At 67.3% G+C, this 22,057-nt stretch carries 16 protein-coding genes and 2 pseudogenes; 9 read left to right on the forward strand and 9 right to left on the reverse strand.

Annotated features, from left to right (window positions below; all coding sequences use genetic code 11):
* Positions 1 to 28 precede the first annotated feature (28 nt).
* On the reverse strand, positions 29 to 691 hold the full coding sequence (locus tag CKW46_RS13005) for a potassium channel family protein (RefSeq protein WP_015355337.1): 663 nt from the start codon (positions 689 to 691) through the stop codon (positions 29 to 31).
* 52 nt (positions 692 to 743) lie between these two features.
* On the reverse strand, positions 744 to 1,427 hold the full coding sequence (locus tag CKW46_RS13010) for a potassium channel family protein (protein WP_011741123.1): 684 nt from the start codon (positions 1,425 to 1,427) through the stop codon (positions 744 to 746).
* A gap of 132 nt (positions 1,428 to 1,559) precedes the next feature.
* Here CKW46_RS13010 and CKW46_RS13015 point away from each other — a divergent pair, with 132 nt between their 5' ends.
* The 5 genes and pseudogenes from CKW46_RS13015 to CKW46_RS13035 all read left to right on the forward strand — a co-directional run bounded on the left by CKW46_RS13015 (position 1,560) and on the right by CKW46_RS13035 (position 7,243).
* Positions 1,560 to 3,557: an APC family permease gene (locus CKW46_RS13015; protein WP_482053230.1), complete on the forward strand. Its 1,998-nt coding sequence runs from the start codon at positions 1,560 to 1,562 to the stop codon at positions 3,555 to 3,557.
* The gene (locus CKW46_RS13020; protein ID WP_482053231.1) at positions 3,554 to 4,759 is read left to right on the forward strand and encodes a class I SAM-dependent RNA methyltransferase; all 1,206 of its coding nucleotides are present in this window, start codon (positions 3,554 to 3,556) and stop codon (positions 4,757 to 4,759) included. The genes CKW46_RS13015 and CKW46_RS13020 overlap by 4 nt, the downstream gene beginning before the upstream one ends.
* Before the next feature lie 116 nt (positions 4,760 to 4,875).
* Positions 4,876 to 5,775: pseudogene (locus tag CKW46_RS13025) on the forward strand (ABC transporter ATP-binding protein).
* Complete coding sequence (locus CKW46_RS13030; protein ID WP_482053232.1) at positions 5,772 to 6,482, forward strand: fluoroquinolone export ABC transporter permease subunit; 711 nt, start codon at positions 5,772 to 5,774, stop codon at positions 6,480 to 6,482. The pseudogene CKW46_RS13025 and the gene CKW46_RS13030 overlap by 4 nt, the downstream one beginning before the upstream one ends.
* Positions 6,479 to 7,243: an Rv2686c family ABC transporter permease subunit gene (locus CKW46_RS13035; protein ID WP_015355342.1), complete on the forward strand. Its 765-nt coding sequence runs from the start codon at positions 6,479 to 6,481 to the stop codon at positions 7,241 to 7,243. The genes CKW46_RS13030 and CKW46_RS13035 overlap by 4 nt, the downstream gene beginning before the upstream one ends.
* 5 nt (positions 7,244 to 7,248) lie before the next feature.
* Here CKW46_RS13035 and CKW46_RS13040 read toward each other — a convergent pair whose 3' ends face one another.
* The 3 genes from CKW46_RS13040 to CKW46_RS13050 are packed head-to-tail and all read right to left on the reverse strand — an operon-like array spanning position 7,249 to position 10,362.
* Entirely contained in the window at positions 7,249 to 8,535 is a 1,287-nt protein-coding gene (locus CKW46_RS13040) for an ArsB/NhaD family transporter (RefSeq protein WP_482053233.1), read from the reverse strand.
* A 38-nt stretch (positions 8,536 to 8,573) separates the two neighbouring features.
* The gene (locus tag CKW46_RS13045) at positions 8,574 to 9,863 is read right to left on the reverse strand and encodes an ArsB/NhaD family transporter (RefSeq protein WP_015355343.1); all 1,290 of its coding nucleotides are present in this window, start codon (positions 9,861 to 9,863) and stop codon (positions 8,574 to 8,576) included.
* Between the two features lie 55 nt (positions 9,864 to 9,918).
* Positions 9,919 to 10,362, reverse strand: a complete 444-nt coding sequence (locus CKW46_RS13050) for a CBS domain-containing protein (RefSeq protein ID WP_012393810.1) — start codon at positions 10,360 to 10,362, stop codon at positions 9,919 to 9,921.
* Positions 10,363 to 10,565: 203 nt separating this feature from the next.
* On the opposite strand from CKW46_RS13050, the gene dxs reads away from it, so the two are divergent.
* On the forward strand, positions 10,566 to 12,479 hold the full coding sequence (gene dxs / locus CKW46_RS13055; RefSeq protein WP_012393811.1) for a 1-deoxy-D-xylulose-5-phosphate synthase: 1,914 nt from the start codon (positions 10,566 to 10,568) through the stop codon (positions 12,477 to 12,479).
* A gap of 42 nt (positions 12,480 to 12,521) precedes the next feature.
* Here the strand turns inward: dxs and CKW46_RS13060 are convergent, their stop codons facing one another.
* On the reverse strand, positions 12,522 to 15,128 hold the full coding sequence (locus CKW46_RS13060; protein ID WP_482053234.1) for a PE family protein: 2,607 nt from the start codon (positions 15,126 to 15,128) through the stop codon (positions 12,522 to 12,524).
* 685 nt (positions 15,129 to 15,813) lie between these two features.
* On the opposite strand from CKW46_RS13060, the pseudogene CKW46_RS13065 reads away from it, so the two are divergent.
* Positions 15,814 to 16,675, forward strand: a pseudogene (locus tag CKW46_RS13065) (transketolase C-terminal domain-containing protein); the annotation flags it as partial.
* On the opposite strand, the gene CKW46_RS13070 reads toward CKW46_RS13065, so the two are convergent.
* The 3 genes from CKW46_RS13070 to CKW46_RS13080 form a co-directional block, all read right to left on the reverse strand.
* The gene (locus tag CKW46_RS13070) at positions 16,672 to 17,979 is read right to left on the reverse strand and encodes a ribonuclease D (protein ID WP_482053235.1); all 1,308 of its coding nucleotides are present in this window, start codon (positions 17,977 to 17,979) and stop codon (positions 16,672 to 16,674) included. The pseudogene CKW46_RS13065 and the gene CKW46_RS13070 sit on opposite strands and share 4 nt — an antisense overlap.
* Before the next feature lies 1 nt (position 17,980).
* Positions 17,981 to 18,517, reverse strand: coding sequence for a DUF3000 domain-containing protein (locus CKW46_RS13075; protein WP_499019273.1), 537 nt, complete (start codon positions 18,515 to 18,517; stop codon positions 17,981 to 17,983).
* 182 nt (positions 18,518 to 18,699) lie between these two features.
* Positions 18,700 to 19,509 carry an enoyl-CoA hydratase/isomerase family protein gene (locus CKW46_RS13080; protein WP_012393814.1) on the reverse strand — a complete coding sequence of 270 codons (810 nt, stop codon included), beginning with the start codon at positions 19,507 to 19,509 and terminating at the stop codon, positions 18,700 to 18,702.
* Between the two features lie 122 nt (positions 19,510 to 19,631).
* Here CKW46_RS13080 and hemE point away from each other — a divergent pair, with 122 nt between their 5' ends.
* Positions 19,632 to 20,693, forward strand: a complete 1,062-nt coding sequence (gene hemE, locus CKW46_RS13085) for a uroporphyrinogen decarboxylase (protein WP_482053236.1) — start codon at positions 19,632 to 19,634, stop codon at positions 20,691 to 20,693.
* Positions 20,690 to 22,057 carry a protoporphyrinogen oxidase gene (locus CKW46_RS13090; RefSeq protein ID WP_036426726.1) on the forward strand — a complete coding sequence of 456 codons (1,368 nt, stop codon included), beginning with the start codon at positions 20,690 to 20,692 and terminating at the stop codon, positions 22,055 to 22,057. The genes hemE and CKW46_RS13090 overlap by 4 nt, the downstream gene beginning before the upstream one ends.

A 22,057-nucleotide genomic window follows, 5' to 3' on the forward strand; every position in this document is an offset into this window, starting at 1 on the left:
GGCTCGCGCAGCGACAGCGCGCGGGTGGCTAGCTCGACGGCAGCAACAGCTGGCTCAGCTCTTCCTCTGCCTCGGTGACCGCGACGAAGAGCAACTCGTCGCCACCTTCAAGGGGTTCATCGGCTTGCGGGACGATGACGCGGGGTCCGCGCAGGATCGTGACCAGCACCGCATCCCGCGGTAGTTGCAGTTTGCGCACCGGTTTACCGCCCCAGGGCGTGTCGTCGGGCAGGGTGATTTCCACCAGGTTGGCCTGACCCTTGCTGAATTCCATCAGCCGCACCAGGTCGCCGACGGCGACAGCCTCTTCGATCAGTGAGGCCAACATGCGGGGCGTCGACACCGCCACGTCCACGCCCCAGGCATCGGTGAAAAGCCACTCGTTGCGGGGATCGTTGACCCGGGCCACCACCCGCGGCACCGCGAACTCCGTCTTGGCCAGCAGGCTGAGCACCACGTTGGCCTTGTCATCGCCGGTGGCGGCGACCACGACATCGAAATCTTCGAGATGAACCGACTCCAGCAGGCTCAGTTCGCAGGCATCGCCCAGCAGCCAATGCGCGGCCGGAATGGCGTCGTCGTCGACGTGATCGCTGTTGCGTTCGATCAGGGTCACGTCGTGGGCGTTTGCGATCAGTTCGCGGGCGACTGAGCGGCCGACCGCGCCGGCGCCGGCGACAACGACTTTCATTTGCCCCACCCCTCAACCCCGGCTGCGCCGATGTGTGCGTCGCGAGCGCGGCTCATTTGGCGGTCCCCGACTCGAAATCCTCGCTCGGCGGCAGCGCCGCGATGGCGACGGCCTCGGCCGCCCGCCCGGAGATGGCGGCGACATAGACCTGGTCACCGGCCTGTAGCACCGTTTTCGGTTCGGGCAGCACGCCGGTGCCGAAACGGAGTAGGAACGCGACCCGGGCACCGGTGGCCTGCTGCAGGTCGGAGACGCGGCAGCCGACCCAGTCTTCGTGCAGCACTACTTCACAGACCGCGACGGTGCCGGTGGGATCGCGCCACTTGGCGGTCTCGGTCTCCCGGAGCAGGGCGTTGAGCAGGCGGTCGGTTGTCCACGGCACCGTGGCGATGGTGGGAATGCCGAGGCGTTCGTAGACCTCGGCGCGCTTGGCGTCATAGATCCGCGCGACGACGCGTTTGACGCCGAAGGTCTCCCGGGCCAAACGCGCCGAGATGATGTTGGAGTTGTCTCCGGAGGACACCGCGGCGAAGGCGTCGGCGCCCTCGATTCCCGCGCTGAGCAGCACATCTCGGTCGAATCCCTGGCCCAGAACACGCTCGCCGGCGAATTCGGCACTGAGCCGGTTGAAGGCAGTGCCGTCGCGGTCGATCACCGACACGTCGTGGCCGATTCGCGACAGTGCATCGGCCACCGAAGAGCCGACTCGGCCGCAGCCCATCACTACCACTCGCACTTGACGTCCTCTCGGCCGTATCCCTCGCGTCGAACGCAATCGGTAACCACACTGGCCAGCCGATTCCCCTATGGAAAATTCTCGCCTAGGGAACGCTACCGTCAACGCCGATGGGGCTTACCCTTGGCTCTCGTGTCCAAACTTTCCACGGCCGCGCGCCGGCTGCTAATCGGCCGGCCGTTTCGCAGCGATCGGCTTAGCCACACGCTATTGCCAAAACGGATCGCGTTGCCGGTGTTTGCCTCCGACGCGATGTCCTCGGTGGCATACGCCCCGGAGGAGATCTTTCTGATGCTGTCGGTGGCGGGCCTGGCGGCCTACTCGATGGCGCCGTGGATCGCGCTGGCGGTGGCAGCGGTGTTGCTCGTCGTGGTCTCCAGTTACCGCCAGAACGTGCACGCCTACCCATCCGGCGGCGGGGACTACGAGGTCGTCAGCACCAACCTCGGGCCCACCGCCGGCCTGGTGGTGGCCAGCGCCTTGATGGTGGATTACGTTCTCACCGTTGCGGTCTCGATAGCTTCGGCGATGTCGAACATCGGCTCGGCGATTCCATTCGTCTATGACCACAAGGTGTTCTTCGCGGTGGCCGCCATCCTGCTGGTGACGGCGTTGAATCTGCGCGGCGTCCGCGAATCAGGGCTGGCATTCGCCATCCCGACTTATGCATTCATCATCGGGATCAGCGCCATGCTGGGCTGGGGCTTGTTCCGGATCGACGTGCTGGGCAATCAGGTACGCGCCGAATCCGCTGGATTTGTGATGCACGCCGAGCACGGCAAGGTGGTTGGCATCGCGCTGGTTTTTTTGGTGGCCCGCTCGTTCTCCTCCGGCTGTGCGGCGCTCACCGGTGTGGAGGCGATCAGCAACGGGGTACCGGCCTTCCAGAAGCCGAAGTCGCGCAACGCCGCGACCACGCTGCTCATGCTGGGCGCCATCGCGGTGGCCCTGCTGATGGGTGTGGTCGCGCTGGCCGTGCAGACCGGGGCCCAAGTCGTCGACGACCCGGATACCCAGTTGACCGGTGCTCCGGACGGGTACCAGCAAAAGACGCTGGTCGCCCAGCTGGCGCAGGCCGTATTCGGCAGCTTTCACCTCGGCTTCCTGATGATCGCTGCGGTGACTGCGCTCATCTTGGTGCTGGCCGCCAACACCGCCTTCAACGGCTTCCCGGTCCTGGGCTCGGTGCTGGCTCAGCACAGTTACCTGCCCCGCCAACTACACACCCGCGGGGATCGCCTGGCGTTTTCCAACGGCATCATCTTCTTGTCCGCGGCGGCCGTCGGGGCGGTCGTCGCGTTCCGGGCTGAGCTGACGGCGCTGATCCAGCTCTACATCGTCGGCGTGTTCATTTCGTTCACGCTGAGCCAGATCGGAATGGTCCGGCACTGGACTCGCTTGCTGCGCACCGAAACCGATGTCGCGGCCCGGCGCAAGATGGTGCGCTCCCGGGTGGTCAACTCGGTCGGCCTGGTGTCCACCGGGGCTGTCCTGTTGATCGTCCTGGTCACCAAATTCCTTGCCGGCGCGTGGATCGCCATTGTGGCAATGGGTTCGGTCTTCATTCTGATGAAGATGATCCGAAGGCACTACGACACGGTCAATCGGGAACTGGAGGAGCAAGCCGCCGCCCATGACAACGAGGTGGTGTTGCCCAGCCGCAACCACGCCTTGGTGCTGGTCTCGAAGTTGCACCTGCCCACGCTGCGGGCCCTGTCCTACGCGCGGGCGACCCGTCCGGATGTGCTCGAGGCGATCACCGTCAGTGTCGATGATGTCGAGACCCGCGAGCTGGTGCGGCAGTGGGAGGACAGCGACGTCAGCGTGCCGCTGAAGGTCATTGCTTCGCCCTATCGCGAGATCACCCGTCCGGTATTGGATTACGTCAAACGGGTCAGCAAGGAATCGCCACGCACCGTGGTGACGGTGTTCATCCCGGAGTACGTGGTGGGCCGGTGGTGGGAGCAGCTGTTGCACAACCAAAGTGCCTTCCGGCTCAAGACGCGGCTGCTGTTCATGCCCGGGGTGATGGTCACCTCGGTGCCATGGCAGCTGACGTCGTCGGAGCGGATCAACACGTTGGAGCCGCATGCGGCTCCCGGCGACATGCGGCGGGGCATTTTCGATTGAACCCGAATCAGGCACTTGAACTGAACCTGGTCACCGGTGCGGCCGCCAACGGCGGTAGCTGCGTGGCCCGCCACGAGGGGCGAGTGGTCTTCGTCCGCCATGCGCTACCGGGGGAGCGGGTGCTCGCCAGAGTCACCGCGCAACGTGGTTCCTATTGGAACGCAGAGGTTATCGAGGTCATCAACCCGTCGCCGGACCGGATCGGGTCGTTGTGCCCCATCGCCGGGGTGGATGGTGCCGGGTGTTGTGATCTGGCGTTTGCGGCCCCGGACGCGGCCCGGTCGATCAAGTCGAGCGTGGTTGGCGAACAGCTGCAACGCCTTGGCGGCTTCAGCTGGTCCGGCGCGGCTGAGCCGCTCTCGGATGCCGGCCCGACGGGGTGGCGTACCCGGGTTCGGCTCGAGGTGGGAGCGGACCATTGCGTGGGTTTCCACCGCTACCACAGCAACGAACTGGTCACCGATCTGAGCTGTGGGCAGCTGCCCGACGGAATGCTGGACGGGCTGGCGCAGCGGTCGGCCAAGGCCGGTTGGCCGGCCGGGGCGCAACTGCATGTGGCGCTCGGTGACGACGGGGCACGCCACGTGGTGCTCACGGTGCGCCGGGGCCGGCGAACCGACGCCAAGGTGGTCGAGGGCGACCCGCGTGTGCTGCAGCGGGTGGGTGAGCGCAGCTGGCGCATTCCGGCGACGGCGTTCTGGCAGTCACACCGCGACGCAGCGAAGGTGTACAGCGGCCTGGTCGCGGACTGGGCCCAACCCGGTGCCGGCATGACCGCCTGGGATCTCTACGGGGGAGCGGGTGTTTTCGCGGCGGTGCTCGGTGACGCGGTGGGGGAGTCGGGACGGGTCTTGAGCGTGGACACCGCGCGCGCGGCCTCGGCCGCGGCCCGCGTCGCCCTGGCTGATCTGCCCCAGGTCGAGGTGGTCACCGATTCGGTGCGACGGGTGCTGGCGGCTCAGGACGGTGGCGCCGATATTGCGGTGCTGGACCCGCCCCGATCGGGCGCCGGGCGTGAGGTCATTGATCTGCTGGCCGATGCCGGAGTGCGCCGTGTGGTTCACATTGGTTGTGAAGCAGCGTCTTTCGCTCGCGACCTCGGCCTGTATCGGGGCCACGGGTACGGCGTCGACGCCATCAAGGTGTTCGATGCCTTCCCGTTGACCCATCACGTGGAGTGCGTTGCCCTGCTAACCCGCTAGCCCGTTGGGCGTCGGGGCCGAATGCGCGCGCGCCGAGGCCCGAAGCGCCGCGAACTTGATTATGCTGGCGAGGGCGCTCCGGGAAGTCTGGTCGGAACTGGACGAAAGGAGCGCGCATGCGCGACCCCGAGCCGGCCGTGTCCGGCGCCGTGGGCGAGGTGATCCGGGTCCGTGGACTCACCTTCGCGTATCCGAAAGCGTCGACACCCGCGGTGCGCGGCATGGATTTCAGTGTCGGCCGAGGTGAAATCTTCGGCTTTCTCGGTCCCAGCGGTGCGGGCAAGTCGACGACGCAACGAATTCTTATCGGGCTACTGCGTGGCCACGGCGGTGAAGTGGCGGTGTAGGGCAAAGACCCGGCGAGCTGGGGCTCCGAATACTACGAGCGCATTGGCGTGTCGTTCGAGTTGCCCAATCACTATCAGAAACTCACCGGGCTGGAGAACCTGCAGTTCTTCGCCTCGCTCTACAGCGCGCCGACGCTGGATCCGATGCAGCTACTCGAGGCGGTCGGATTGGCCGACCACGCAGATACCCGGGCGGGCAAGTACTCCAAAGGCATGCAGATGCGCCTGACGTTCGCCAGGGCGCTACTCAACGACCCCGAGTTACTCTTCCTGGACGAACCGACTTCGGGGATGGATCCGGTGAACGCCCGCAGCGTGAAGAACATGATCATGGATCTGAAGGCACGCGGGCGCACGGTGTTTCTCACCACACACGACATGGCGACGGCGGACGAGCTGTGTGACCGGGTGGCCTTTGTCGTCGACGGGAGCATCGTCGCGTCTGACCGGCCCGCCGAGCTGAAGATCGCCCGCAGCCAGCGCCTGGTCACGGTCGAATATCGCGGCAACGGCGGTGGTTTGAGCGCCGCGGAGTTTTCGCTGGACACGCTGGCCGACGACCCGGCATTTCACGCGGTGCTGCGCGAACATCAGGTCGAGACGATCCACAGCAGGGAAGCCAGCCTCGAGGACGTATTCGTCGAAGTCACCGGCCGGCGGTTGTCGTGAGCCGCTTGAGCACGGCGCTGCGGCTGGAGCTGACGCTGCAAAACCGTCAGCGGTTCCTGCATGCCGCGGTGTTTTCGGGCTTGATCTGGCTGGCGGTGCTGCTGCCGATGCCGGCCGACTTGCGTTCGGTTGCCGAACCTTACGTGCTCTCCGGTGACATCACCATCATCGGGTTCTTCTTTGTCGCCGGCACGGTCTTCTTCGAAAAGCAGGAGCGCACGCTGAGCGCGGTGATCGCCACCCCGCTGCGGTTCGGGGAATATCTGGCGGCCAAACTGGCCGTCCTGCTGATGGTTTCGGTCGGGGTGGCGGTGGTGGTGGCCACCATCGCGCATCGGTTTTCCTACTCGGCCGCGCCGATGATCGTCGCGGTGGCGCTGGGGACGTTGTTGATGCTGCTGGTGGGGTTCATCAGCTCGTTGCCATTCGCCTCGATAAGCGACTGGTTCCTGGTGGCGACGATCCCGCTGGCGGTAATGAATCTGCCGGTGCTGTACTACTCCGGGGTGTGGCCGCACCCGGTGCTGTATGCCATTCCCACCCAGGGGCCGCTGTTGCTGCTCGGCGCGGCCTTCGGTCAGCTGACCCTGGCGCCCTGGCAAATCGGATACGCGCTGTTGTATCCGTCGGTGTGTGTCGGGGTGCTGTATCGAGTGGCTGAGGCAAGCTTCGCCCGTTACGTCGTCGCAGCGGCGGGTAGCTGGTGAGCGCCCCGGCCGGCGCGTCGATACGCGCACTGATCGCGTTTGGGCGCAACGACATCCGCGGTACCTATCGTGAGCCGCTGTTGGTCATGATCGTGGTCGCACCCGTCATCTGGACCAGCGCAGTCGCGCTGCTGACGCCGCGGGTGACCACGATGCTGGCCGATCGCAACGGGTTCGACCTGAGGCCCTACTATCCGCTGATCTTGACCGCATTCCTGCTGCTGACCAGCATCATCATCGTCGGTGGTTTGGTGGCGTTTCTCGTTCTCGACGAGGTGGACGCCGGCACGCTGGCCGCGCTGCGGGTCACCCCGGTGCCGCTGTCGACCTTCTTTGTCTATCGTGCTGCCACCGTCATGGTGGTCACCACCATCTATGTGGTGGCAACGTTGTCGCTCAGCGGCATACTCGAGCTGCGGCTGTTGCCCTCGCTGATCCCGATCGGCCTGCTCGCGGGACTGTCGGCGGTGGTGACCCTGCTGTTGATTCTGGCCGTGGCCAACAACAAGATTCAGGGGCTGGCCGCCGTCCGCGCGCTGGGGATGCTGATCGCGGGATTGCCCTGCCTGCCCTGGTTCATCCACTCCAACTGGAACTTCGTGTTCGCGGTGTTGCCCCCGTACTGGCCGGCCAAAGCGTTCTGGCTGGCCAGCGATCACGCCACCTGGTGGCCGTACCTGGTGGCGGGAAGCGCCTACAACCTGGCGCTGGCCTGGGCGCTGTTCCGCCGTTTCCACGCCAAACACGTGGCCTCGGTCTAGCCGGGTCAACTCCAAACGAAGTAGCGCAGCCACAGGTAGGCCGCCGCCACCAGCAGTGAGATGGTGGTGACCACGATGCCTTTGCGGGTGAATTCCCAGAATGAGATGGGAGTGCCTGCCCGGCGGGCGATTCCCAGCATCACGACGTTGGCGCTGGCTCCGACGGCGGTGAGGTTGCCACCGAAGTCGGCACCCAGGGCCAGCGCCCACCACAGCGCGTCCGGGTTGACCTGACCGGGCATCACCGCGACCAGTTCGGTGACGATAGGCGTCATGGTGGCGACGTAGGGGATGTTGTCGATGATGCCCGACACCGGAGCCGACACCCCGATGATCAACAAGACGGTGAATAGTTCGTTACCGCCGGTCAGTTCGATCGAGGCGCGCGCGAGTTTGTCCACGACGCCGGTCTTCACCAGCGCCCCGACCATGATGAACAGCCCAGCGAAGAACAGCAGCGTTTCCCACTCGACGCTGGCCAGATAATCGCGGCCGCCCAGTCCGGAGATGATGATCAGCACGCCGGCGCCCAGCAGGGCCACCACCGAGGGCTGGATGTGCAGCACCGGATGGGCGATGAAGGTCGCGAACACCGCCAGCAGCACCACGCCGCACTTGATCAGCAATTTGCGGTCACTGATCGCTTCGCGCTCATTGAGCGACATAACGTCGGAGACCCGTTCGGGCTCGACGGTGACCGAGCCGAACAAGCGGGGCAGCAGTGCGACGAAGATGACCAGCACGATGAGCACGACCGGGGCCATGTTCAGCAGGAAGTCGTTGAACGACAGTCCGGCTCGGCTGGCGATGATGATGTTGGGTGGGTCGCCGACCAGTGTTGCCGCGCCACCGATGTTGGCGGCGAAAACCTCGGCCATCAAGAACGGCGATGGGTTGATCGCCAACCGGTCGCACACCAGCAGGGTGACGGGGGCGATCAGCAGCGCCGTGGTGACGTTGTCCAACAAGGCCGAACCGAACGCCATCACCAGGACCAGCAGAATCATGATGCGGGTGGGGGAGCCATTGGCGCGTTTGACGGCCCAGATGGCGATGTATTCAAAGACGCCGGTCTGGCGCAGCACGCTGACGATGATCATCATGCCCAGCAGCAGAAAGATGACGTCCCAGTCGATTCCGGTGTCGTGGGAGTAGAACACGTCGTGGGAGTCGACGATGCCCACCGCGAGCATGATCGCCGCACCCACCAGCGCCGCACGGGTCTTGCTGACCCGGTCGCTGGCGATGAGCGCGTAGGTGACGACGAACACCCCGATCGCAATGACGCTCACGGGGTCTCCGATGAATCGTTATCTGGTGTGTGCACGGGTCAACTCAGTACGAAGTAGCGAACCCAGAGGTAGATGGCGGCCAGCACCAGCGACATCGTGGTGACCACGATGCCCTTACGGGTGAATTCCCAGAAGGAGATGGGATTGTCGGCCCGCTTGGCGATGCCCAGGACGATGACGTTGGCGCTGGCGCCGATCGCGGTGAGGTTGCCACCGAAGTCGGTGCCCAGCGCAAGGGCCCACCACAACACGTCCGGGTTGCCCTTGTCGACCAGGACCGGCACCAACTCGGCGACGATCGGCGTCATGGTGGCCGCGTAGGGAACGTTGTTGACGATGCCGCTGATCACCAGCGAGGCGGCCAGGATCACCATGGTCGCCAGCAGGGTGTTGCCGCCGGTCGCGGTCACCGCCATTTGCGCGACCTGCGTGACCACACCGGTTTTCACCAGGGCACCGACCATGATGAACAGACCCACGAAGAACAGCAGCGTGTCCCACTCGACGCTGGACAGATAGTCGGAGTGGTCCAGCCGGGAGACGACCACCAGGATGCCGGCACCGATCAGCGCCACCATGGACGGCTTCACGTGCAGCGCGGAGTTCGCGACGAATGCCGTGAACACCAGGAGCAGGACGATGCCGCACTTGATCAGCAGGCCGTGGTCGCGGATGGCCTCCTTCTCTTCCAGCGACATCACGTCGGCGACTCGCTCGGGGTCGGCCTCGAATGAGCCGGGGAACAGGCGCGGCAGCATCAGGATGAACACCGCCATCACGATGACCACGATCGGAGCCAGGTGGACCAGGAAGTCGTTGAACGTCAGCCCGCCCTTGCTGGCGATGACGATGTTGGGCGGGTCACCGACCAGTGTCGCGGTGCCGCCGATGTTGGAGGCGAACGCTTCGGCCATCAGATACGGCGCCGGGTTGATCACCAGCCGGTCACACACCAGCAGGGTGACCGGGGCGATCAGCAGCACCGTGGTGACGTTGTCCAGCAGCGCCGATGCGACCGCGGTGACGATCACCAACAGGATCATGATCCGCAGTGGTTTGCCGCGGGCCCGCTTGGCCGCCCAGATCGCGACGTATTCGAACACACCGGTCTGACGCAGCACGCTGACGATGATCATCATGCCGAGCAGCAAGAAGATGACGTCCCAGTCGACCCCGGTCTCGTGGGAATAGAAGACGTCCTCGGAATTGATGACCGGCAGCATCACCACGATCGCGGCACCGGCCAACGCCACCAGGGTCTTGTTGACGCGTTCGCTGGCGATCAGCGCATAGGCCACCACAAAGATGGCGACCGCGACAATGCTCATCGAGTCGCTACCTGTGTCTTTGCCCGCAGACCGTCTATCGCTGAATCCGTTGAGATCAAGGCCTTAGCGCCGCTCCCAGAAGGCGCGATGCCGTGATCACCCCGTGCAACTTGCCGTTCTTGACCACCGCGAGCAGCGGGCTGCGCAACCGAGCCATCAGCGCGGCCACCTCGATGATGGTGTCGTCGGCATTGACCGGCGGAACGTCATTGAGGTGATCGGGCAACACATCGCTGACCTTCTTGCCGCGCAGTTTTTCCGCGCAGCGGTCTGCCATCGATTCGTTGAGCACACCGGCCAGCGATGGGTCGTCCTGGACATAGCGGGGAACGATGAATCGGACCACCTGCGACGCCGGCAACACCGCGTAAGGGCTGCCGGTTTTCTTGGTAACCAGCAACCCGGGCAGGCGGTGTTCGGCCAGCGTGCGTGCCGCCTCGAGTGCGTCTGAGTCGATGCTGATTACGGGATACTCCTCGGCGATGTCCTCGGCGCGCATATGGTGACCATACGTTGCCGGTGTGGTCAGGGTTAGCTCATTTGCACCCATCGTGTTTTTTCGCGTCGTAAGTGCTTGCAGGACAATCAGACGCCGACCAGGCTTCCCGGCTCACCGGTCTCCGACGCTATCAAGCCGTCCGGTCGATGGGCGGCGGAGGTCATTGATGGCTCCGATGCGCAGGCGCTGCGTACACTGGCGAGATGCTGCAACAGATCCGTGGTCCCGCTGATCTGCAGCACCTGTCGCAGGCGCAGCTGCGTGAGCTGGCTCAGGAAATCCGAGAGTTTCTGGTCCACAAAGTCGCCGCCACCGGGGGACACCTGGGACCGAATCTTGGGGTCGTGGAGCTGACGCTGGCTTTGCACCGGGTGTTCGACTCGCCGCACGATCCGATCATCTTCGACACCGGGCACCAGGCCTACGTGCACAAGATGCTGACCGGCCGCGCCCAGGACTTCGAGAGCCTGCGCAAGAAGGGCGGGTTGTCGGGTTATCCGTGCCGGGCCGAGAGCGAACACGACTGGGTGGAATCCAGCCACGCCAGCGCGGCGCTGTCCTACGCCGACGGTCTGTCCAAGGCGTTCGAGCTGAGCGGGCTCCGTAATCGGCATGTGGTTGCGGTGGTCGGCGACGGCGCGCTCACCGGCGGCATGTGTTGGGAAGCGCTGAACAACATCGCCGCCTCGCACCGGCCGGTGGTCATCGTCGTCAACGACAACGGCCGCAGCTACGCGCCGACCATCGGCGGGGTCGCCGACCACCTGGCCAAGCTGCGGTTGCAGCCGGCCTACGAACAGGTGCTGGAGAAGGGCCGAGACGTGGTGCGGGCGGTGCCGCTGGTCGGCGAAGTCTGTTACCACTTCATGCACAGCGTCAAGGCCGGTATCAAGGACTCCCTGTCGCCGCAGTTGCTGTTCACCGACCTCGGGTTGAAGTACGTCGGCCCGGTCGACGGACACGACGAGCGGGCGGTAGAGGTCGCGTTGCGCAGTGCCCGCGGTTTCGGCGGCCCGGTGATCGTGCACGTGGTCACCCGCAAGGGCATGGGTTACGGCCCGGCCGAGGCCGACGTGGCCGAGCAGATGCACTCCACGGTTCCGATCGACCCGGCCACCGGACAGGCCACCAAGCTGGCGGGCCCGGGCTGGACGACGACGTTCGCCGATGCCTTGATCGAATACGCCGGCAAGCGCCGCGACATCGTGGCCATCACCGCGGCCATGCCGGGCCCCACCGGTTTGACCGCGTTCGGCCAGCAGTTCCCGGACCGCCTGTTCGACGTCGGTATCGCCGAGCAACACGCGATGACGTCGGCGGCCGGGCTGGCGATGGGCGGAATGCATCCGGTCGTCGCGATCTACTCGACGTTCCTGAACCGCGCATTCGACCAGATCATGATGGATGTGGCGCTGCACCAGCTGCCGGTCACCATGGTGCTCGACCGGGCCGGGATCACCGGTTCGGATGGTCCGAGCCACAACGGCATGTGGGATTTGTCGATGCTGGGCATCGTTCCCGGAATTCGGGTAGCCGCACCCAGGGATGCCACCCGGTTGCGCGAGGAACTGGGCGAGGCGCTCGACGTCGATGACGGACCGACGGCGTTGCGGTTCCCCAAAGGCGATGTGGGCGAAGATATTCCGGCACTGGAACGGCGCGATGGCATGGATGTGCTGGCTGTGCCGGCTAGCGGCTTGAACCACGACGTGCTGCTGATAGCGGTAGGTGCATTGGCGTCGATGGCGCTGGCGGTGGCCAAACGGCTGCACAACCAGGGGATCGGGGTGACGGTGATCGACCCTCGCTGGGTGTTGCCGGTGGCCGATGGGATCGGCGACCTGGCGGTGGCGCACAAGCTGGTGGTGACGCTGGAGGACAACGGCGTCAACGGTGGCGTCGGGTCAGCGGTGTCCGCTGCGCTGCGGCGTGCCGAGATTGACGTGCCCTGTCGCGATGTGGGGTTGCCGCAGCAGTTCTTCGAGCACGCCTCGCGCGGTGAACTGCTGGCCGACCTGGGGTTGACCGATCAGGACGTGGCCCGCCGGGTCACCGGTTGGGTTGCCGCGCTGGGTGCTTGCGTTTCGGAAGCCGAGATCAAAGAACATCTCGACTAGGGTTCCGCTGACTTAGCTGCCGCCCCGGTTGGCTGGACGGGTTCATCCGGCCTTGCCGTCGGTGCCATTCTGGCCGGTCTGGCCGCCGGGGAAAATGCCAAACCCGCCGGCACCGCCGGTACCGGCCAGGCCGCCTGCCCCGACGGGTGTGCCGGTGCCGCCGTTGCCGCCGGTGCCGCCTTTGCCGATGCCGAGGAGTAACTGGAACTCGCCGGCGTTGCCGCCCGTGCCGCCGGGGGCCCCGTCTCCGCCTTTGCCGCCGGCACCGCCATCGGTTGCGTTGCCACCGTTGCCGCCGGTGCCGGCGTTGCCTCCAACTCCGCCGTCACCTGAGGGTAGATTGCCTAAGCTCTTGCCGCCGGTTCCGCCGGTTCCGCCCCCGCCGGACTTTCCGCCGTCGCCGCCGTTGCCACCGCCGCTGGCGTCGGCGCCGTTCCCGCCGTCGCCGCCGACGCCGCCGGCCCCGCCGTTGCCGGCGGCCTTGGCGGCTGAGGGGGCTGCTGCGCCCTGCCCGCCTGTTCCGCCCTGCCCGCCGGTGCCGCCGTCGCCGGCATTGCCGCCGCCGGTTGCTTGGCCGCCCTGCCCGCCGGCTCCGCCGGTGCCACCGATGCCGCTGGGGAAGGCGGATAAGCCGCTGACGACGCCCGCACCTCCAGTGCCTCCAGTGCCCCCGGTACCGCCGTCTTTACCGCCGATTCCGGCGCCGCCTTCGCCGCCAGCGCCGCCAGAGGCGCCGCTGTCACCAGCGCCACCATTGCCGCCGGTGCCGCCGGTGCCGGCGTTGCCGGCGCTACCCCCGGTGCCGCCGCTCCCGGCGGTACCCCCGATTCCGCCAGTGCCGCCTGTCCCGCCGTTGCCGCCGATGGCGCCGGTACTGCCGTTGCGGCCGTCGCCACCGATGCCGCCGATGCCGCCCTTGCCGCCGGTGCCGTTGGTGCCGCCGGGGCCGCTGTTGCCGCCGGTACCGCCGTTGCCGCCGGTGCCGCCTGCAAAGCTGGTGGCGCCTTCGGCGCCTGTGTCGCCGGTTCCGCCGTTGCCGCCGGTGCCGCCATCGCTGCCATCGCCGCCGGTTCCGCTGTTGCCGCCGGCACCGCCGTTGCCGCCGGTGCCGGCGTTGCCGGTGCTGTCGCCGGTGCCGCTCAGGCCTCCCGCGCCAGCGTTGCCACCGGCCCCGCCGGCGCCCCCGTTGCCGCCGGTGTGGCCGCTGCCCGCCGCGTCACCGGCGGCTCCGTTGCCGCCGTTGCCGCCGTTGCCGAATTGGCCGGCGTCTCCGCCCTTGCCGCCAGACCCGCCGTCTTGACCGGAGGTGGCGGGACTAAAGCCGTCTCCGCCCTTGCCGCCGTGGCCGGCCGCGGTGGTGGGGGTGTTGCCAGTGGTACCGGGTGCACCGGTGCGCGACCCGTTGCCGCCGGCGCCGCCGGCCCCGCCGGCTCCCGGGTTGGCGCCGTTGCCGCCGGTCCCGCCGTTGGGGTTGCTAGCGTCGCCGTTGCCGCCGGCCCCGCCGTTGCCCGCGAGTCCGCCGTTGCCGCCATTACCGCCATCGCCGCCGGCGCCGGTGGTACCCGCATTGCCGAACAGGCCGCCTTGGCCTCCCGCGCCGCCGGCTCCAGCGTTACCGCCAGCGCCGCCCTCGCCGCCGTCGCCCGCGTTGCCGCCAGTGCCGCCAGCGGTCGTGGCGGCCAGCCCGTCGCCACCGGTGCCGCCGGCGCCGCCGGCCCCGCCGGTGCCGCCGGCCCCGCCCTCGCCGCCGGCGCCGAACAGCAGCCCGCCTTTGCCGCCGGCCCCGCCGACGCCGCCGGTACCGCCGTCGGTTCCGGCTAGTCCGGTTTGGCCCGCACCGCCGTTGGCGCCAGCAACGCCGCTGGCGCCGGTGCCGCCGGTGCCGCCGTCACCGCCGTGGCCGAAGAGGAACCCGCCGTTGCCGCCGGCTCCGCCGGCCGCCCCGGTCCCGCCAACGGCTCCGGTCCCGCCGATGCCGCCGTTGCCTCCGGCGCCGAAGAGGAACCCGCCGTTGCCGCCGGCTCCGCCGGCCGCCCCGGTCCCGCCAACGGCTCCGGTCCCGCCGATGCCGCCGTTGCTTCCGGCGCCGAAGAGGACGGCGTTGCCGCCTTTTCCGCCGGCCGCGCCGGTTCCGCCGATGCCGTCGGCGCCGCCGGAGCCGATCAGTCCGGCGGCCCCGCCGGCGCCGCCGGCCTGGCCTGCTGCGCCGGAACCGCCGGCGCCGCCGTTGCCGATCAGCAGGCCCCCGTCACCGCCGGCCTGCCCGGTGCCTAGGGCCCCGCTGGCGCCGTTGCCGATCAGCGGGCGTCCCAACAGTGCTTGGGTGGGCCCGTTGATGAGGTCTAGCACCGGTTGCAGGGGTGCGGCTCCGGTGGCCTCGGCGCTGGCGTACGTCTGTGCTGCGCCGGACAGGCTGCGCACGAACTGGTCGTGGAACCGCGCCATTTGGGCGCTCAGGGCCTGATATTGCTGGGCGTGGTTGCCGAACAGTTCGGCGATGGCCGCCGAAATCTCATCGGCGGCCGCGGCCGCGATGGCGCTGGTTGGGATCGCCGCGGCGGCATTGGCGGCGGTGATGGCCGAGCCGATCCCGTCCATATCCGCGGCCGCGGCGGCCACGATCTCCGGTGCAATCGCTAGGTAGGACATCAGGTTTCTCCTCCGAACTCAAACAACAACGCAGGCTTCAGGCAGCGCGGTCGACAAATGCTGACCGCGCCCTGAAAAACACCGGACGGCCGAATGGTTTCCGCACGGTCGGGCGACAGCGATCGCACCCGGTCTCGAACCGAAGGTTCGTTGTCGGCAATGTCTCGGGCTACCGGAAATTCGCTGTGAACCGTGCCGTCCATTACATGAGAAAGAGTTCTTTTCCGGCCCTTCGGCAGACTCTCGCAGCGACTGGTTGCGCTGCTGTCGACCAGCGCTACTGCGTAGCAGCAGGGAGTTCTCGGCGTGGAACCACACATCTGCCTCGCTTGCCATTCACATGGAATGTGGTGGGAATTAGATTGGACGAATGTACGCCAATGTGTAGCTATTTCCACTAATTTGAGCACTTTTCTTAAGTCATTCACTGCTGAATTTCTGGCAGGAAATTAATTCTCTATGGAGTTAATTCGGATGCGGTTGCTGCAGTTGTAATTCACCACGTCTAAATAAATCGCTTTGTCTATCGACATTCGAAATGTGCCGCACCGTCCTACGGCTTCGCTCACCCGCGCCTCGACGTCCCCTGGCCCTGCTGGGGATGGCAGCCCTAGGCTTCCGGCGCTGGTGCCGCCCGCTCCGGCGCCGCCGTTTCCGCCGGCCAGGCCCGCGCCGACGCCGGAACCGCCGTTGCCACCTTGTGGCCATCACCGCGGCCATGCCGGGGCCGACCGGGCTGACGGCGTTCGGGCAGCGCTTTCCGGACCGCCTGTTCGATGTCGGCATTGCCGAGCAACATGCGATCACGTCGGCAGCTGGGCTGGCGATGGGTGGGATGCACCCGGTAGTGGCGATCTATTCGACGTTCCTCAACCGGGCATTCGACCAGTTGAGGATGGATGTGGCGCTGCACCAGCTGCCCGTCACCATGGTGCTCGACCGGGCAGGGATCACCGGTTCGGATGGTCCGGCCCACAACGGCATGCGGGATTTGTCGATGCTGGGCATCGTCCCCGGAATGCGGGTAGCCGCGCCCAGGGATGCCACCCGGTTGCGCGAGGAACTGGGGGATGCGCTCGAGTTCAGTGATGGTCCGACGGCTTTATGATTCCCCAGAGGTGACGTCGGTGACGATATTCCGGCTTTGGAGCGGCGCGGAGACGTCGATGGCGCTGGCGGTGGCGGTGGCCAAGCGGCTACACAACCAGGGCATCGGGGTGACGGTGGTCGACCCACGCTGGGTGTTGCCCGTCCCCGACGCGGTGCTCGAATTGGCGGTGGCGCACAAGCTGCTGGTGACCCTCGAAGGCAACGGGGTCAACCGGGGGACCGGGTCAGCGGTGTCGGCAGCGCTGCGGCGTGCCGAGATCGACCTGCCGTGTCGCGATGTGGGCCTGCCGCAGGATTTCTTCGATCACGCGTCGCGTGGCGAGGTGTTGGCCGACTTGGGTCTCACCGACCAGGATGTCGCCCGCCGCATCACCGGCTGGGTTGTCGCGCTGGGTTCCAGCGTTGCCGAAACCGAGATCACCGAACAGCTCGACTAGCGGGCGCCCGGTTCGGTCTCGGGTTCGGCGGCATTGGCCAGCGCTGCGGCCAGGGCGGTTACCACCAGCTCACGCTGCCAGACCCGGGCTTGCCCGGTGGCCAAGAATTCATCGATGGTGCTGGTTATCTCGGCGGCGGCCACCGGTGCCCAGTCCCAGCACAGGCGCCGCACCAGCTCGGGCGTGACCAGGTTCTCCGTCGGCACTCCCACCGAATCCGACACCTCGGACAACGCCGCGCGGGCGGCCTCCAGGCGCGCGGCAGCTTCGGGTTTGCGTCGGCTCCACCGCGCCGGAACGGGCGGCCCATTGGAGGGTTCGGCCACTTCCGGCGGATGCTGGCTCTTGCGCGCGACGTCGAGGGCCCCGAGCCACATCGTCGCGTTACGGCGCTGGTTGCGCCCGCCGAACACCGGCAATGACACCAGGTCTTCGACCGACTTCGGGTCGGAGAGGGCGGCATCGATGATCGCCGAGTCCGGCAGAATCCGGCGGGGCGCGATGTCACGACGCTCGGCGATGCGATCTCTGGTTATCCACAACTCGCGAACGGCGGCCAGACCTCGCCGGTCACGCACTTTGTGGATCCCCGAGGTTCGCCGCCAGCGGTCCGGTTTGGCGGTCGCCGGCACCCACCGTGATTCGAACGTCCGCAGATACTCGAATTCTTGCGCGGCCCAGTCGGATTTACCTTGCTCGGCCAGCACCCCCGAGATCGCCGAGCGCAGCTCGATGAGCAACTCCACATCCAACGCGGCGTAGTTGAGCCAGTCCGACGGCAGCGGACGCTTGGACCAGTCGGCGGCGCCGTGACCTTTGACCAGGCCCATGCCGAGTAGCCGCTCGACCATGGTCGCCAGGTTCACCCGGTCGTACCCGGCCAATCGCCCCGCCAGTTCGGTGTCGTACAACGCCGACGGACGCATCCCAACCTCGGCCAGACAGGGCAGGTCCTGGTCGGCCGAGTGCAGGATCCACTCGTCTTTGGCCAGCACTTCGGCCAGCGGTTGCAGCACGGTCAGCGGGTCACCGCCGTGGCTGACCGGGTCGATCAGCACCGTTCCGGCGCCGGCCCGCCGGATCTGGATCAGATAGGCCCGATTGGAGTAACGAAAGCCCGATGCGCGCTCGGCGTCGACGGCAAAGGGCCCGCTGCCGCGGTCCAGGAGTGTCGCGGCCGCCTCGATCTGGCCGGCGGTCACGGAGAGTTCCGGAACCCCGCTCGCCGGGCTCAGCAGGGGAGTGGCTTCGGGTGCTGTGCCCTCCGGCGGTTCGTTCCCCTCAGGAGATAGGGCTGAGCACATATCAGGCGCGCGACCTCGAGCCCAGGTCGACGACCCCGGCCGGCGGCAGGCCCGCGGCGTGCTCGAGGACAGCGCAGAACGCCTCGACGTGGCTGCCTAGATCGGGTGTGGTCGCCGTCCACGACGCTCGTAGCTCGAGCTGATGGGCGCGCGGCGGTCCGGAGATGTCGCCGTAGCGCACCGATGTGGTGGCGGTGACGGTGCCACCGAGCGCGGTCACGTGTTCGGTGCGTGATTCCAGCGCCTCCACCAGCCAACTCCACGCCACTTCCGGTAGCAGCGGATCGATCGCCTCTTGCGAGTCCAGATCGGCCTCAATGTAGGCAACCAGGCGAATGGTGCCGTCCCACGCGTCAGAACCATCAGGGTCATAGAGCAGAATCAGCCGTCCGAAAGCGTCGCCTTCGGATCGTTCGGGCACGATGTCGAGCTCGGGATGCTTGACTTCGGCCCCCAGGGCATAGCTGTACGGGGCCAGCCGCTGTGGCGGGCGGATGGGGCCGAGTTCAATCTCGGGCCGCACGGTGACAGCGTTCATCGCCGCTACCGCCTCGCGGAAAGGGGTCGGTTCGGCTGAGGTCACAAGCGCCGCTCCTCTCCCCGCAAGCGGGAGGTGCCCCCCAATCGCTGCGCCCCGTCTTATCGTCGGCGCGGTTCACAGAATTCGACGGTAGACCCATCGGTCGACACGCGGGGACAGGCGCGCCGTTTCGTCGCCGGCTAGGGCCCCTCGGTGCGGTCGGTAAACCGGGCGGGACGCTTCTGCCGGTGCGCGGCCAGGCCTTCCTGCACATCGGGGCCGGTGAACCCGAGAAACTCCAGGCCAAGCGACGTTTCGAAGGTCGGCCCGAACATCCGGTACCAGTGATTGAGGCTGCGCTTGGTCCAGCGGATCGCGTTTTGCGCCCCCTGCGCCAGATTCTCGGCCAGCCGGGTTGCGGTGGGCAGCACCTCATCGTCATCGACGCACGTCGAGACCAGGCCGATGCGTTCAGCTTCTTCGCCGGACAGTGTCTCGCAGGTGAGTAGGTAGTACTTGGCCTTGGCCATGCCGACCAGCAGCGGCCAGCAGATCGCGGCGTGGTCACCGGCCGCCACCCCGAGCTTGGTGTGGCCGTCGATGATTTTCGCGGTTGCGCTTGCCACCGAGATATCGGCGAGCAGCGCTACCACCAGACCGGCGCCAACGGCCGGGCCGCGAATCGCCGAAACCACCGGCTTGTCGAGGTTGACCAGGTTGAGCACCAGGTCACGGGCCTCGCGCATGATGCGGATTCGGCCTTCGTAGTCGCCGATCGTTTCGTCGATGAGCTCAAAACTGCCCCCGGACGAAAACGCTTTGCCCTCACCACGAACCAGCACCACCCGCACGTCGGGGTCACGGTCGATCACCGGCCAGACGTCAGCGAGGTCGCGGTGCATCTGCGGTCCGACCGAATTCAGCCCGGGGGAGTCCAGCACCAGATTCAGCACGCCGTGCTCACCCGGCTCGAAGCGAAGGCTGGGGAAATCTTGGTAGGTGAGTGGCATGCGGCGCTCCTGACCGTTGCTGGTTGCCAGCTGGTTGCCGCCGTGATGTTACGCAGCGGCCCGATGGCCTGCGGGGCCGCCCAAACCGCCTCATGGCAGCCCTCATGGCAGCATTGAGGCCGATGAGTACCCGTCGCGACCTTCCGCAGTCGCCCTATCTGGCCGCGGTGGCCGGCCGCAAACCCAGCCGAGTACCGGTGTGGTTCATGCGGCAGGCCGGCCGCTCACTGCCGGAATACCGGGCGCTGCGCCGCCAGCACAGCATGCTGGCCGCCTGCTTCGAACCCGAGGTGGCCTGCGAGGTCACCATGCAACCGATCAGCCGCTACCACGTCGATGCCGCGATCCTGTTCTCCGACATCGTGGTACCGCTGCGCGCGGCCGGTGTGGACTTGGACATCGTGGCCGATGTCGGACCCGTCATCGCTGCGCCGGTGCGTACGGTTGCCGATGTCGACGCCATCAAACCCATTGACCCCCAGTCGATTGCGCCGGTGCTCGACGCGGTTGAGCTGTTGGTCGCCGAGCTGGGTGACACTCCGCTGATCGGATTCGCCGGAGCGCCCTTCACGTTGGCCTCCTACCTGGTCGAGGGCGGACCCAGCCGCCACCATGCCCGGACCAAGGCGATGATGTTGGCCGAGCCCGCGACCTGGCATGCGTTGATGACCAAGTTGACCGACCTCACCATCGAATTTCTGCTCGGTCAGATCCGTGCCGGCGTGGATGCCATCCAGGTGTTCGACTCGTGGGCGGGAATGTTGTCGTTGGCCGACTACCGCCAGTACGCGTTGCCGCACAGCGCACGGGTGTTCGCCACGCTAGCCGAGCATGGTGTTCCGATGACGCACTTCGGGGTCGGCACCGCTGAACTGCTGGGTGCGATGTCGGAGGCGGTCAAGCCGGGGACGGCGAAGGTGGTCGGGGTGGACTGGCGCACCGCGCTGGCCGATGCCGCCGCCCGGGTGCAACCCGGCACCGCGCTGCAGGGCAACCTGGATCCGGTGGTGCTGCTGGCGGGCTGGCCCGCGGTGGAACGGGCCGCACGCGCCGTCGTCGACGATGGACGTCGGGCCGTCGACGCGGGTGCGGCCGGGTACGTCTTCAATCTGGGGCACGGGGTACTGCCGCAGACCGATCCGGGGGTGCTGACCGACCTGGTGTCACTGGTTCACTCGCTATGACACCGGGCTCGTATTGTGTTGTGGGCGGTGGAATCTCGGGCCTGACCGCGGCCTTCCGGTTGCGGCTGGCGGTCGGTGAAGACGCCTTGATCACCCTGTTGGACCCCAGCGATCGGCTGGGCGGAATCTTGCGCACCGAGCGGGTCGGCGGACAGCCGATGGATCTGGGTGCCGAAGCGTTCGTGGTGCGCCGTCCGGAGATGCCCGCCCTGCTCGCCGAACTCGGTCTGTCCGGGCTGCAGCGCTCCACCACGGGCGCCCGGCCGCTGATCTACAGCTGCCAAGAGCTGCACCCGCTGCCAACGGGCACCGTGATGGGGATCCCGGCTTCGGCGCGCTCGCTTGCCGGCCTGGTTGACGACGCCACGATTGCCCAGATCGAGGCCGAACCGGACCGGCCGCTGCACTGGCGCCCGGGCGGCGATCCCGCGGTGGCCGAACTGGTGGCCGAGCGGTTCGGCGAGCAGACCGTGACCAGGTCGGTCGATCCGCTGCTGTGCGGCGTCTATGCGGGCTCGGCCGCCACGATCGGTGTGCGCGCGGCCATCCCGGCGGTGGCGGCGGAGCTGGACCGCGGCGCCACCAGCCTGACCGAGGCGGTTCGGCAGAGCTTGCCACCGGCCAGTGCCGGTCCGGTGTTCGGTGCCTTGACGGGCGGCTATCAGGTGCTGGTCGAGGAGCTGGTCGCACGCAGTGGGGTGCAGTGGGTGCAGGCCGCGGTCAGCAAGATCGAACCCGGTTGGGCACTGCACGACGATGCCGGCCGGCGCTGGCACGCCGACGCCGTCATCCTGGCCATCCCGGCCCCGCGCCTGGTGCGGATCCTCGACGGTGTCGACGGGGTGGATCCGCGCAGCGTCGCGGCCGCGAGCCGGGTGCGCAGTGCCTCCTCGGCTGTGGTGGCGCTGGCGGTGCCGGCAGATACCCCCTTCCCGCAGTGTTCCGGGGTGCTGGTGGCCAACGGTGAGCCGTTGCGGGCCAAGGCAATCACGTTGTCGTCGCGGAAATGGGGTATCCAGGGCGACGTCCAGCAGCTGCGGATTTCGTTCGGGCGGTTCGGCGACGACCTGGCCGAGCGCGTGTCCGACCATCAGCTGCTTTCGTGGGCGCGCGACGACCTGGCCACGGTGTTCGGTGTGACGGTGGATCCCGTCGATTCACGTGTGCAGCGGTGGATCGAGGCGATGCCGCAATACGGTCCCGGTCACGGGGTGCTGGTCGCGCAAGTGCGGGCCGGGCTGCCCCCGACATTGGCCGTGGCCGGCAGCTATCTGGACGGAATCGGGGTGCCGGCCTGTGTCGGGGCGGCAAGCCGCGCGGTGGACGGCGTCGTTGGGGCGCTCAACCCGCAAGTGGCACGATAG

It is taken from the genome of Mycobacterium liflandii (genome assembly GCF_022354805.1).
In the GTDB taxonomy this organism is placed as follows: domain Bacteria; phylum Actinomycetota; class Actinomycetes; order Mycobacteriales; family Mycobacteriaceae; genus Mycobacterium; species Mycobacterium marinum.